Source organism: Burkholderia sp. LA-2-3-30-S1-D2 (assembly GCF_001523915.2).
GTDB classification, from domain to species: Bacteria; Pseudomonadota; Gammaproteobacteria; order Burkholderiales; family Burkholderiaceae; genus Burkholderia; species Burkholderia diffusa.
Genome location: NZ_CP013384.1, coordinates 1,521,211 through 1,534,438, shown reverse-complemented (window position 1 = coordinate 1,534,438; position 13,228 = coordinate 1,521,211). Strand labels below are relative to the sequence as shown.

Below are 13,228 nucleotides of genomic sequence, written 5' to 3'. Positions count from 1 at the left end.
GCATGCTTGTGGTGGGCCGGCCCACGCGGCGGCCGCACAAGGAAAAAGCCGCTTCGAGGCGGCTTTTCAGGACTGCGGAATCGCGGACGGGCAGCGCGGCGAACCGCTATGCCGGATAGAACACATCGTGGTAGCGGACCTCGCCCGACGGCCGCGGCGCGGCTTCGTCGAACGACAGCGCGAGAAAATACTCGGGCGGCGCATCCGGGAACACCAGATCGCCGGACCGCACAAAGTCGAAACGCGCGTAATACACGGGATCGCCGAGCACGACGCAGCCGCGCGCACCGAGCCGGCGCAACGCGTCAAGCCCCGTGCGCACGAGCCCCGCGCCGATGCTCCGCCGCTGGCATTCAGGCAGCACCGCGAGCGGCGCGAGTCCGTACCACTGCTGGTTGCCGGCCGGCTCGCCGCCGATCGACACCGGCGAAAACGCGACGTGACCGATCACGCGCTCGTCGCGCTCCGCAACGAGCGACACGCTGAGCACACCCTCCGCGCGCAGCGCATCGACGATCTGCCGTTCGAATCGACCCTGCTGAGGCTCGTCCGCGAACGCGGCCACGATCACGCGACCGATCGCATCGACATCGCTCGCGCGTTCGTCGCGCAGCGTGACGATCTCGACCGGTGCGTGCGGATCGAACATCAGCCGATCCAGCGGCGTGCGTTACGGAACACGCGCATCCAGGGGCTCGCTTCACCCCAGCCTTCCGGATGCCAGCTCATCGTGACCGTGCGGTGCACGCGCTCCATGTGCGGCATCAGCACCGAGAAGCGGCCGTCGGCCGTCGTGACCGACGTGATGCCGGCAGGCGAGCCGTTCGGGTTGAACGGATAACGTTCGGTCGCCTCGCCACGGTGGTCGACGTAGCGCATCGCGACCGCGACGCGATCGATGTCGCCCTGCTGCGAGAAGTCCGCATAGCCTTCGCCGTGCGCGACCGCCACCGGAATCCGCGAGCCTTCCATCCCCGCGAAGAAGATCGACGGCGACTTCTCCACTTCGACGAACGAGAAGCGCGCCTCGAACTGCTCGGACTTGTTGCGCGTGAACTTCGGCCATGCCTCCGCGCCCGGAATCATCGACGCAAGGCTCGACAGCATCTGGCAACCGTTGCAGATGCCGAGCGCGAACGTGTCGGGACGCGCGAAGAAGGCCGAGAACATGTCGGCGAGCTGCGCGTTGAAGCGGATCGTCTTCGCCCAGCCCTCGCCCGCACCCAGCACGTCGCCGTACGAGAAGCCGCCGCATGCCACCGCGCCCGCGAAATCTGCGAGCGTCGCGCGGCCGGCCAGCAGGTCGCTCATGTGCACGTCGTGCGCGTCGAAGCCCGCGCGGTCGAACGCATATGCCGTTTCCAGATGCGAATTCACGCCCTGCTCGCGCAGGATCGCGACACGCGGGCGCGCGCCCGTCGCGATGAACGGTGCGGCGATGTCGTCGGCCGGATCGAAGCTCAGCACCGGCGAGATGCCCGGGTCGGCCGCGTCGAGCAGCGCGTCGTATTCCGCGTCCGCGCAGGCGGGATTGTCGCGCAGGCGCGCGATGCGCCAGCTCACTTCGCCCCACGCGCGATGCAGTTCAGCGCGCGGCGCGTCGAACACCTTCTTCGCGTCGCGGTACACCTCGATCACGTCGCGCTCGTTGACCGTGCCGATCACGTGCGAGCAGGCCGACAGGCCGAACTCGCGCAGCGCGCCGAGCACCGCGTCGCGATCGGCCGCGCGCACCTGCACGACGGCGCCGAGTTCTTCCGAGAACAGCGCGCGCAGCGTGCGATCCTCGCGACGACCGCTCGTCTGCTTCGCCCAGTCCTTCGCGTCGCCGTAGTCGGATTCGTGATTCGGGTCGAGCGTCAGCATATCGACGTTCAGCGACACGCCCGCGTGACCCGCGAACGCCATTTCGCACACCGTCGCCCACAGGCCGCCGTCCGAGCGGTCGTGATACGCGAGCAGCTTGTCTTGCGCATTGAGCGACTGGATCGCGTTGAAGAAGCGCTTGAGGTCTTCCGGATCGTCGACGTCCGGCGTCGTGTCGCCGACCTGCTGCGTGACCTGCGCGAAGATGCTGCCACCCATCCGGTTCTTGCCGCGGCCAAGATCGATCGCGATCAGCACGCTGTCGCCCGCGTCGGCGACGCGGCGCAATTGCGGCGTCAGATGACGGCGCACATCCTCGACCGGCGCGAACGCGGAGATGATCAGCGACACCGGCGACACCACTTCCTTCGCGACGCCCTGCTCGTCCCACTTGGTTTTCATCGACAGCGAATCCTTGCCGACCGGGATGCCGATCCCGAGCGCCGGGCACAGCTCCATGCCGATCGCCTTGACCGTGTCGAACAGCGCGGCATCCTCGCCGGCCGTGCCGCACGCGGCCATCCAGTTCGCCGACAGCTTCAGCTTGTCGAGCGACGCGATCGGCGCGCTCGCGATGTTCGTGATCGCCTCGCCGACGGCCATGCGGCCCGATGCCGGCGCGTCGATCACCGCGAGCGGCGTGCGCTCGGCCATCGTCATCGCCTCGCCCTTGAAGCCCGCGTAGTCGAGCGCGGTCACCGCGCAGTCGGCCACCGGCACCTGCCACGGGCCGACCATCTGGTCGCGCACCGACGTGCCGCCGACCGAACGGTCGCCGATCGTGATCAGGAACGACTTGCTGCCGACCGTCGGGTGCTTCAGCACGTCGACGGCGACTTCCGACAGCGCGATGCCCGTCACGTCGACCGGCGCGCGCTCCGTCGCCACACGCGTGACGTCGCGATGCATGCGCGGCGGCTTGCCGAGCAGCACTTCCATCGGCATGTCGACCGGGAATTCCTCGACGCCCGTCGCTTCGTCGTCGACGAGCTTCAGCTGGCGTTCGTCGGTCGCGACGCCGACCACCGCGAACGGGCAGCGCTCGCGTGCGCAGATCGCCTCGAAGCGCGGCAGGTCGGCCGGCGCGATGGCGAGCACGTAACGCTCCTGCGCTTCGTTCGACCAGATTTCACGCGGCGACAGGCCCGATTCCTCGAGCGCGACCTTGCGCAGTTCGAAGCGCGCGCCCTTGCCCGCGCCGTCGACGATTTCTGGGAACGCGTTCGACAGGCCGCCCGCGCCGACGTCGTGGATGCTCAGGATCGGGTTTTCCGCGCCGAGCTGCCAGCAGCCGTTGATCACTTCCTGCGCGCGCCGCTCGATTTCCGGGTTGCCGCGCTGCACCGAGTCGAAGTCGAGTTCGGCCGTGTTCGCGCCGGTCGCCATCGAGCTCGCCGCGCCGCCGCCCATGCCGATCCGCATGCCCGGGCCGCCGATCTGGATCAGCAGGGAACCTGCCGGCACGTCGTGCTTGTGCGTGTGTTGATCCGCGATGTTGCCGAGGCCGCCCGCGATCATGATCGGCTTGTGATAGCCGCGCACCTGGCCACCGACGTTCTGCTCGTACACGCGGAAGTAGCCGCCGAGGTTCGGACGGCCGAATTCGTTGTTGAACGCGGCGCCGCCGAGCGGGCCGTCGATCATGATCTGCAGCGGCGACGCGATGCGGTCCGGGCGGCCGTATGGGCCGTGCGCATCGTTCGGATTGCGCTCGCCGACCGGCTGGGCAGCGTCGCGTGCGTTTTCCCACGACTGGCGTGCGTCCGGCAGATCGAGGTTCGACACGGTGAAGCCCGTGAGGCCGGCCTTCGGACGCGCACCGCGGCCCGTCGCGCCTTCGTCGCGGATCTCGCCGCCCGCGCCGGTCGCCGCGCCCGGGAACGGCGAGATCGCCGTCGGGTGATTGTGCGTCTCGACCTTCATCAGCGTGTGGGTGAGCTCGGTGTGACGACCGTAGCGTTCGCCCGGCTCGCCGGCCGCGCCCGCGTTGCGCGGGAACCAGCGCTCGGCTTCGGCGCCGACCATGATCGACGAGTTGTCCGAATACGCGACGATCGTGCCTTGCGGGCTCAGCTTCTCGGTGTTGCGGATCATCGCGAACAGCGACATGTCCTGCGCTTCACCGTCGATCGTCCACTGCGCGTTGAAGATCTTGTGGCGGCAATGCTCACTGTTCGCCTGCGCGAACATCATCAGTTCGACGTCGGTCGGGTTTCGTTCGAGCTTGCGGAAGGCGTCGACCAGGTAGTCGATCTCGTCGTCGGCGAGCGCGAGGCCCAGCTCGACGTTCGCGCGCTCGAGCGCGCCACGGCCGACGCCCAGCACGTCGACGATCTCGAGCGGCTTGGCCGGCAGTTCGTCGAACAGGTGCTTCGCGTCGTCGCGCGTGGCGACCACGCTTTCGGTCATCCGGTCATGCAGCGCGGCCGCGACGGCTGCGCGCGCGTCGTCGGACAGCGCCTTCTTGCCGCCGAGCAGGCCCGACTTCAGCGTGACCGTGAATTCGACGCCGCGCTCGATGCGGCGCACTTGCGTGAGGCCGCAGTGCTGCGCGATGTCGGTCGCCTTGCTCGCCCACGGCGAAACCGTGCCGAAGCGCGGCAGCACGACGAAGGTCTCGGCCGTGCCCTTCTCGGCCGCCGGCTCGAACGGTGCGCCGTAGTGCATCAGCGCGTCGATGCGTGCGCTGTCGTCGGCCGACAGCGGCTCGGCCGCATTGACGAAGTGCAGGAACTGGCCGCGCACCGCGACGATGTTGGCGTCGATTTGCCTGAGCGTGTCGAGCAGACGGGTTTGACGGAAATCGGAGAGGGCCGAAGCGCCGGGAAAACACGAGAAGTGAGCCATGGGCTGGACTGACGTCGATGAGTCGCGCGAGGTGGCGACGTGGGGCGAAAGGAAGGCCGTAATTATACCCGGAAGTCGGCCATCCCAGACCGGCTGATCGGCACCCGTCACGCACCGCGACGGTGCGCCGGCATCCGCCGCACGCAGCGGCCCGCCAAGCCGGCATGCGCGGCCGCGGTGGCCGGCAACCACCCGGCGGCGGAATCGGACGAGGTCGCGCGCGCCCGGTTCGCGCGATTTTGGCGCTATCATTCCTGGTTCACCGGGCCGGGAGCCCGTCAGCAAATCCTCACCGGGCGGCATGCACGCCGCCCGTCATCGAAGCAATTCATGGATGTCATTGTCATCGGCGGCGGAATCAGCGGCGTCGCCACCGCCTACCAGCTGCGCGCGGCCGGCCATCGCGTATGCATGGTCGAACGCCACGCGACCGTCGCGCAGGGCGCGACCTACGGCGACGGCGGCACGCTGCTGCCGAGCCCGCTCGACGTCTGGTTCGGCCCGACCTTCATGCGCCAGCGCCAGCCGCGCGACACCGGCATCGTCTACAAGCCGGGCTTCAACGGCGGCGTGCGCCGCTTCGTCAAGCAGCTCGCCGCGCTGCGCGAGCCCGACGCATTCGCCGCGCAGTACGCGCGGCTGCGCCCGCTGATCGACGCGTCGCGCGAATCGCTCGCCGACATCGAGGCGCGCTTCCAGCTCGAATTCGAGCAGAAACCCGGGATCCTGCACGTCGTGCGCGACCCGCGCGACTGGGAAGCGCTGCAACCGGCACTCGACCTGTTGCGTGCGCTCGACCAGCCGTACCGGGTGCTCACGGCCGACGAATGCGCGGCGCTCGAGCCTTCGGTGCCGGCCGAGCCCGGCTTTGCCGGCGGCGTGCTGCTCGAGACCGAACGCACCGGAAACTGCCCGCTGTTCGCAAAACTGGTCAAGCAGACGCTCGACGAGCACGGCGTGCAGTTCCGCTTCGGCGCGGACGTCGCCGCGATCCGCGTCGACTCCGGCCGGGCCGCGGTCGAGCTCGCGCCGGCCGGCGGCCGGCACGCGACGAAGGCGCACGAGGTCGACGTGATGTCGGCCGACGCGATCGTGGTCGCCGCGGGTGCCGGCAGCCTGCCGCTGCTCGAGCGGCTCGGCTGGCGGCTGCCGCTGCATCCGGTGCGCGCGCATACGCTGACCGCCCCCGTCGCGTACGAAGAACATGCGCCGCACCTGAGCGTCGTCGATTCGATCAAGCGGATCTCCATCACGCGCACCCACCAGCGGCTGCGCATCGGCGGCGGCGCCGTGCTGCAGAGCCTCGCCGACACCGCGAAGCCGCTCCCCGAGCCGCTGTCCGAGGCCGCGCTCGCGCTGCTCGGCCAGGCCGTCCACGACTGGGTGCCGGGCGCCGCGAAGATTTCCGCCGCCCTGTCGTGGCAGGGCACGCAACTGCTGTCGCCGGACGGCCTGCCAGTCGTCGGTCCGACCCCGCATCCGCGCGTATTCGTCAATTTCGGGCACGGCCCGGCCGGTTGGGGCCTCGCGTGCGGGTCTGCTAAAGTGGTGACCGACTGTCTGAGCGGCGACACGCAGCAGTGGCCCGCCGACACGCTCGCCGCGCTGAGCGCCACGCGCTTCGCGACCTGACCGCCACGGGCCCGTCCCGGGGCGGCCTCCTCCTGCCGCCATGACCCCGCGATGACGAATCCCCGCCCGCTTCCCGACCCCGCCCCGCTCGCGCTGCTGCGCGTCGCCGACCTGCGCGCGGCCGAGGCCGCCGCGACCGCCGAACTGCCGCCGCACACGCTGATGGGCCGCGCGGGCGCCGCCGCCGCGCGCTGGCTGTCCGAACGGGTGGCCGGCGACGACCGCCCGGTCTGGTTCGCGGTCGGCCCCGGCAACAACGGCGGCGACGCGCTGGTGGCCGCCGCGCAATTGCAGCAGCTCGGCGTCGCGACGCAGGCCTGGATGCCCGTGCCGGTCAAGCCGGACGATGCGCAATGGGCGCTCGGTCTCGCGCGTGCGGCCGGCGTGCCGCTGTCGGCCGAGCCGCCCGCCTCGCTCGACGACTACGCGTGGGTCGTCGACGGGTTGTTCGGCATCGGCCTCGCTCGCGCACTCGACGGACCGTTCGCTGCCCAGGCCACGCGTATCGCCGCACATGCCCGAAGCGGCGGCCGCGTGCTCGCGCTCGACGTACCGAGCGGGCTCGACAGCGACACGGGCCGGATCGTCGGCGCCGGCGCCGCCGTCACCGCGACGCACACGCTCACCTTCATCGGCGCGAAGCCCGGCCTTTATACCGGCGACGGCCGCGACCTCGCCGGCGAGATCGACGTCGCGTCGCTCGACGTCGCACCGCCCGCCGCGCCAGCCGTCGTGCTGAACGCACCGGCACGGTTCGCCGCCGCGCTGCCCGCCCGCGCGTTCGCTTCGCACAAGGGCACGTTCGGCAGCCTGGCGGTGCTCGGCGGCGACACCGGCATGTGCGGCGCGCCGATCCTCGCCGCGCGTGCCGCGCTGTTCGCGGGCGCCGGCAAGGTGCATGTGGGCTTTCTCGGCACCGGCGCACCGCCGTACGACCCGCCGTTTCCCGAACTGATGCTGCATCCCGCGGACAACCTCGACCTCGATGCGATGTCCGCGATCGCTGCAGGCTGCGGCCTCGGCGCGCGCGAGGCCGCGTCCACCCTCGTGCGCGACGTACTCGCGCACGACGCCGCGACGCTGCTCGACGCCGACGCGCTGAACCTCATCGCGACGCACGCCGACCTCGCGGCCGCCGTTGTTGCCCGCGGCACCCGGGGCAACGCGTGCGTGCTGACACCGCATCCGCTCGAGGCAGCGCGGCTGCTCGGCAGCGACACCACGACGGTGCAGCACGACCGGTTGGCCGCAGCCCAGGCGCTGGCCGCGCGCTACGCGAGCATCGTCGTGCTGAAGGGTTCGGGCACGGTGATTGCGGCGCCCGACGGCCGCCTGACGATCAATCCGACCGGCAATGCAGCGCTCGCCACCGGCGGCACCGGCGACGTGCTCGGCGGCCTGATCGGCGCGTTGCTCGCGCAGCGCGTCGCGCCGTACGAAGCCGCGCTTGCGGGCGTATACCTGCATGGCCTCGCGGCCGACACGCTGACCGCGAACGGCACGGGTCCGGCCGGCCTCACCGCGGGCGAACTCGCGCCGATGGTGCGCACGCTGATCAATCGCCTTTTTTACCCGTCGGCGCGCGCCGACATATAACGCCGCTATACTGGGTGCCCCGCCGCACGGCGGGCCCGCTCGTCCGCCGGCGTTCCGATCCCGATGCGCCGGCGCGGCATTCCTCCCGATTCACGCTTCACTCGAACCGCCATGACGCTGAATTCGCTCCCCGCCTGGACTGCCCTTCAATCCCACTTCGAACAGATCCGCCACGCGCGGCTGCGCGACTGGTTCGCGCCGGAAAACGACCGCGCGCCGACCCGTGCCGAACGCTTCACGATCCCCGGCGGCGGCCTTGCGGCCGACTTCTCGAAGAACCGCATCAACGACGACACGTTGCGCCTGCTCGTGCAGCTGGCCCGCGAAGCGGGCGTCGAGGCGCGCCGCGACGCGATGTTCGCCGGCGAGATCGTCAACCCGACCGAAGGCCGCGCCGCGCTGCACACGGCATTGCGCGCGACCGACCCGCACGCGCCGTTCCATGCGCAGGTCAGCGCCGAGCGCGCGAAGATGGCGACCTTCGCACGCGCCGTGCGCAGCGGCGCATGGACCGGCTATACCGGCAAGCGCATCCGCCACGTGATCAACATCGGCATCGGCGGCTCGGATCTCGGACCGAAGATGGTCACGCACGCGCTGCACCACGTCGCGACGCCGGACATTTCGACCCACTTCGTGTCGAACGTCGACGGCGCCGATCTCGCGCGCGTGCTCGAACAGGTCGATCCTGAGGAAACGCTCGCGATCATCGTGTCGAAGACCTTCACGACACTCGAGACGATGACGAACGCACGCTCGCTGCGCGACTGGTTCGTCGCGCGCGGCTGCCCGGAAGACGCGCTCGCGAAGCACTTCGTCGGCGTGTCGGCGAACCCGGCCGAGGTCGTGAAGTTCGGCATCTCCGCCGACAACGTGTTCGAAATGTGGGACTGGGTCGGCGGCCGCTATTCGCTGTGGTCGGCGGTCGGCCTGTCGATCATGATCGCGATCGGACCCGAGCAGTTCGACGAACTGCTCGCCGGCGCGAACGACATGGACCGCCATTTCCGCGAAGCGCCGCTCGAGCGCAACCTGCCGGTGTTGCTCGGCCTGATCGGCATCTGGTACCGCAACTTCTTCGGCTCGCAGAGCTATCTCGTCGCGCCGTATTCGGAAGCGCTGCACTACCTGCCGTCGTACCTGCAGCAGCTCGAAATGGAAAGCAACGGCAAGTCCGCGCGCCTGGACGGCACGTTCGTCGACTACCCGACGTCGGCCGTCACGTGGGGCGAGCCGGGCACCAACGGCCAGCACGCGTTTTTCCAGATGCTGCACCAGGGCCCGACGATCGTGCCGATCGACTTCATCGCCGTGCTGACGCCCGAGCATCCGCTCGCGAGCCATCACCCGAAGCTGCTCGCGAACTGCTTCGCGCAGAGTGAAGCGCTGATGCTCGGTCGCACGCTCGACGAAGCGCGCGAGGTCGCCGGCCCCGGCAAGGAAGCGCTCGCGCCGCACCTGACGTTCCCCGGCAACCGCCCGACGACGACGCTGCTGGTGGATGCGCTGACGCCGCGCACGCTCGGCGCGCTGATCGCGCTCTACGAGCACAAGGTGCTGGTGCAGGCAACGGTGTGGGACATCAATCCGTTCGACCAGTGGGGCGTCGAGCTCGGCAAGATTCTCGGCAAGGTCGTCGAAGCCGACCTGTCGGCCGAATCGATCGATCCCGCGAAGCACGATTCGTCGACGACCGCGCTGATCGAGCGCGCGCGCGCGGCACTCAAGCGCTGACGCGACAACGTCCAACGCATGCCGGCCGCACCGGGCGATCCAGCCGGTGCGGCCAACGAGCAATTCGGTCTCGCGCTATGCCGCGTGCGGCGCGACGATGCGGCCGGCGTCGATGGTGACCGTCGTCGCGCAGCGCCGCGCGAGCTCGGCATCGTGCGTCACGAGCACGAGCGTCGCGCCGTGCGTGCGGTTCAGTTCGAACATCAGGTCGATGACGGCGTGGCCCGTGGCTGCATCGAGACTGCCGGTCGGTTCGTCGGCGAACAGGATTGCGGGATGCGTGACGAACGCGCGCGCAAGCGCGACGCGTTGTTGCTCGCCACCGGACAGCAGCTTCGGATAATGCGCGGTGCGCTCGCCGAGACCGACCTGCACGAGCAACGCGCGCGCCCGATCGGCCGCGTCGCGCGCGTTGATGCCGCCCTGCAGTTCGAGCGGAAGCATCACGTTCTCGAGTGCCGTCAGGTGCGGCATCAACTGAAACGACTGGAACACGAACCCGACCGCGCCGTTGCGCAGCGCGGCGCGCTCGTCCTCGTCGAGCTGGTCGAGCGCGCGACCGAGCAGGCGAACCGTGCCGCTCGTTGCGCTGTCCAACCCCGCAAGCAGGCCGAGCAGCGTCGACTTGCCCGACCCAGATGCGCCGACGATCGCGAGGCTGCTGCCGGGCCGCACGGCGAACGTGATGCCGTCGAGGATCGTCAGCTCGCCCGTTGCGTCGGCGACCCGCTTGCACACGTCATGGACTTCGATGATCGGATCGGTAATCTTGAACATGGACACGACATTCCGCTTGAAAAGACGCGCGGCGCTCGCCGCGCTGCTGGGTACCCTGCTCGCAGCAAACGTGCCCGCACGCGCTGCGACGACGGCGGCCCCGACATCGGGCCACCCCGCGCTCGTCGTGCTCGGCGACAGCCTGTCGGCCGAATACGGGTTGCCGCGCGACACCGGCTGGGTTGCGTTGCTGCGGCAACGGCTCGCAACCGAGCGGATCGATTATAGCGTCGCGAACGCAAGCGTCAGCGGCGACACCACGAGCGGTGGCCGTGCGCGACTACCTGCGGTGCTGCAACGGCTGAAGCCGTCGATCGTCGTCGTCGAGCTCGGCTCGAACGACGCGCTGCGCGGCGTGCCGCTCGCGACGACCGAACAGAACCTGCGCGACATCATCACCGATGCGCGACAAGCGCGCGCGAAGGTCGTGCTGGTCGGCATGTACGTGCCGCCCAACTACGGGCCCGACTACACGCAGAAATTCCATGCGGTCTACACGCGCCTGTCGAAGGAGTTCGGCGTACCGCTCGTGCCGTTCCTGCTGGCCGGCATCGAGAACAAGCCGGAGATGTTCCAGGCGGACCAGATGCATCCCGCGCAACAGGCACAGGGCATCCTGCTCGACAACGTCTGGCCGGCGCTGAAGCCGCTGCTCGGCAAGCCGCGCGGTTGACCTCGCGGCGCGCCACCGCCGGAAAGCAAAAAGCCCCGTTTCGAACGGGGCTTTTTGTTGCTGCACACGAAACCGTGAACGGCGCTTCGCTTGGTTGTCGCTTGATCGCGGCTTAGTTGCCGCCGTCCTGCGCCTGGCTCTGCGTGGTGCCGTACAGCTTCACCTTCGACCGGTCGCGCAGTGCGGCGAGATACGCCTCGCCTTCGCTTTGCGCTTCGACCTGCGCCATCTGCTGCTGCGCGGCCGCGAGTTGCTGCGGATCGACGGCCGTGCCCGGGATCACCGCATTCACGCGATAGATCGCGTAGCCGTCCGCGCCAAGATCGACACCGACGTATGCCGGCAGCGTCTTCGCATCGATCTTGTAGACGGCGCTCAGTGCCGCCGGCGTCAGGCCCTGCGACTGCGTGCGCGACACCTTCTGCGCAGCCGTGAAGCCATCGGCCGACTTCGACTTCTGCAGTTCGGCCAGCTTCGCCGCGCCGTCCTTCTTCGCAAGTTCCGCGGCCTGCTCGGCGATGACCTTCTGACGCACCGCATCCTTGATCGCGTCGAGCGCCGGCACGGCAGCCGGCTTGTAGTCGGTCACGCGCGCCGAGATCAGCGTGTTGTTGCCCACATCGATCGCCTGCGTGTTGTTCTGGTTCTTCACCGAGTCGTTCGCGAACACAGCGGCAAGGAACTTCGGGTTGTTCAGCGGGCTCGTCGCCGGCAGTTGCGGATTCGGCGTCGGCGTGACGGTGGCCGTCTGGATCGTCAGCTTGTACTTGTCGGCGGCCGGCTGCAGTGTCTTCGCCTTTTCATAGACGGTCGACGTGAAGCCTTCCGCGTTGTCCGAGAACGCCTTCGCCGCGTATTGCTGCTTCAGGTCGACTGCGATCTGGTCCTTCACGTCCGCGAACGGCTTGACCACCGACGGCTTCACTTCCGTCGCCTTCAGGATGTGAAAACCGAGGTCCGATTGCACGATACCGCTCACGTCGCCCTGCTTGAGCGCGAACGCGGCATCGTCGAACGCCTTGCCGCCCGCCGTCGAGCCTCGCGTGATGAAGCCCAGATCGCCACCCTTCGCCGCCGACGGCGCGTCCTGCGAGCTCTTCTGCGCGATCTGCGCGAACTGGTCCGGATGCGCCTTCACGTCGGCCAGCAGCTGCTCGGCCTTCGCCTTCGCGGCCGCCTTGTCGGCCGCGCTTGCGTCGCTCGCCGCGGCGATGAAGATGTGGCTCACGCGCACCTGCGCTTCCGAGCGGAAGTGCGTCGGGTTGTCGTCATAGAACTTCTTGATGTCGGCATCGGTCGGCTGCGCGCTCGCGGCGGCCGCTGCCGGCGAATAGACGAGATACTGGATCGTCGCGGTTTCCGGCGTCGCGAAGCCTTGCTTGTGCGCGTCGTAGTACGCCGTGAGCTGCGCGTCGGTCGGCTGCACCTTCGCCGCGTAGTCGCTCGTCTTCAGCACGAGCGCCTGCACTTCGCGCTGCTGCGCCGCCAGTTCCGACAGCCGTTGCGCCGGCCCCTTCGGCGTGAATGCGCTCGCCACGATGCTCGCCGGAATCTGCTGCAGCGCAAGGCTGTAACGCACGCGTTCCTGATACTGCTCGGGCGTCATCCCCTGGAACGACAACAGTTGCGCGTAGCGCTGGACGTCGATCGTACCGTCGGGTTTCTTCAGCGACGCGATCATCGGGTCGCTCATCAATGCGTCGCGCACGGCGTTGTCGGATGCGGTCAGGTGCAGGCGCTGCGTCTCGTCGGCCAGCACGCGTTGCTGGATCAGGCCATCGAGCACTTGCTTGCGATGTTCGGGCGTGTCGAACGCCTTGATGTCGAACTGCCCGCCGAGCGCCTGGCGCGCCTGGTCGATCTGCTGGCGAAACGCGCCGTCGAATTCGACCCGCGTGATCTTGTGCCCGTTGACCGCCGCGACGTTCGCGCTGTCGTCGAAGAAGCCGCGGAAACCTTGGATCCCGACGAAACCCAGCCCCGGCAACACGATCAGGAGCAGGAGCGCCATCATCAGGCGCTGGTGATTACGGAAGAAATCGAGCATGCGTGACGGGAAAATTGGACAAAACGTCCGATATTACAACATACGGGGTGGCACGG

Annotated in this window: 8 protein-coding genes; 4 read left to right on the top strand and 4 right to left on the bottom strand. The window is 69.0% G+C overall.

Going from position 1 to position 13,228, the window contains the following annotated elements; translation table 11 throughout:
* Positions 1-106: 106 nt before the first annotated feature.
* Both WS66_RS19865 and purL read right to left on the bottom strand, forming a co-directional pair.
* Positions 107-649 carry a GNAT family N-acetyltransferase gene (locus WS66_RS19865; protein WP_059604159.1) on the bottom strand — a complete coding sequence of 181 codons (543 nt, stop codon included), beginning with the start codon at positions 647-649 and terminating at the stop codon, positions 107-109.
* The gene (purL, locus tag WS66_RS19860) at positions 649-4,713 is read right to left on the bottom strand and encodes a phosphoribosylformylglycinamidine synthase (protein WP_059604156.1); all 4,065 of its coding nucleotides are present in this window, start codon (positions 4,711-4,713) and stop codon (positions 649-651) included. The genes WS66_RS19865 and purL overlap by 1 nt, the downstream gene beginning before the upstream one ends.
* A gap of 330 nt (positions 4,714-5,043) precedes the next feature.
* Between purL and WS66_RS19855 the strand changes: the two genes are divergently transcribed.
* The 3 genes from WS66_RS19855 (at position 5,044) to pgi (ending at position 9,675) form a co-directional block, all read left to right on the top strand.
* The gene (locus WS66_RS19855) at positions 5,044-6,345 is read left to right on the top strand and encodes an FAD-dependent oxidoreductase (protein ID WP_059604153.1); all 1,302 of its coding nucleotides are present in this window, start codon (positions 5,044-5,046) and stop codon (positions 6,343-6,345) included.
* Between the two features lie 51 nt (positions 6,346-6,396).
* Positions 6,397-7,941, top strand: coding sequence for an NAD(P)H-hydrate dehydratase (locus tag WS66_RS19850; protein WP_059604150.1), 1,545 nt, complete (start codon positions 6,397-6,399; stop codon positions 7,939-7,941).
* A gap of 111 nt (positions 7,942-8,052) precedes the next feature.
* Entirely contained in the window at positions 8,053-9,675 is a 1,623-nt protein-coding gene (gene pgi / locus WS66_RS19845) for a glucose-6-phosphate isomerase (protein ID WP_059604147.1), read from the top strand.
* Positions 9,676-9,750: 75 nt separating this feature from the next.
* Here pgi and WS66_RS19840 read toward each other — a convergent pair whose 3' ends face one another.
* On the bottom strand, positions 9,751-10,452 hold the full coding sequence (locus WS66_RS19840; protein WP_059449953.1) for an ABC transporter ATP-binding protein: 702 nt from the start codon (positions 10,450-10,452) through the stop codon (positions 9,751-9,753).
* Between WS66_RS19840 and WS66_RS19835 the strand changes: the two genes are divergently transcribed.
* Positions 10,451-11,125, top strand: coding sequence for an arylesterase (locus WS66_RS19835; protein ID WP_059604143.1), 675 nt, complete (start codon positions 10,451-10,453; stop codon positions 11,123-11,125). The two genes, WS66_RS19840 and WS66_RS19835, sit on opposite strands and share 2 nt — an antisense overlap.
* 112 nt (positions 11,126-11,237) lie before the next feature.
* Here WS66_RS19835 and WS66_RS19830 read toward each other — a convergent pair whose 3' ends face one another.
* Positions 11,238-13,172: a SurA N-terminal domain-containing protein gene (locus WS66_RS19830; protein WP_059604139.1), complete on the bottom strand. Its 1,935-nt coding sequence runs from the start codon at positions 13,170-13,172 to the stop codon at positions 11,238-11,240.
* Positions 13,173-13,228 lie beyond the last annotated feature (56 nt).

Bases quoted from the DNA above. Each gene is read 5' to 3' on its own strand.
- WS66_RS19865 (WP_059604159.1), bottom strand. From the start codon at position 649: ATGTTCGATCCGCACGCACCGGTCGAGATCGTCACGCTGCGCGACGAA.
- purL (WP_059604156.1), bottom strand. From the start codon at position 4,713: ATGGCTCACTTCTCGTGTTTTCCCGGCGCTTCGGCCCTCTCCGATTTC.
- WS66_RS19855 (WP_059604153.1), top strand. From the start codon at position 5,044: ATGGATGTCATTGTCATCGGCGGCGGAATCAGCGGCGTCGCCACCGCC.
- WS66_RS19850 (WP_059604150.1), top strand. From the start codon at position 6,397: ATGACGAATCCCCGCCCGCTTCCCGACCCCGCCCCGCTCGCGCTGCTG.
- pgi (WP_059604147.1), top strand. From the start codon at position 8,053: ATGACGCTGAATTCGCTCCCCGCCTGGACTGCCCTTCAATCCCACTTC.
- WS66_RS19835 (WP_059604143.1), top strand. From the start codon at position 10,451: ATGGACACGACATTCCGCTTGAAAAGACGCGCGGCGCTCGCCGCGCTG.
- WS66_RS19840 (WP_059449953.1), bottom strand. From the start codon at position 10,452: ATGTTCAAGATTACCGATCCGATCATCGAAGTCCATGACGTGTGCAAG.
- WS66_RS19830 (WP_059604139.1), bottom strand. From the start codon at position 13,172: ATGCTCGATTTCTTCCGTAATCACCAGCGCCTGATGATGGCGCTCCTG.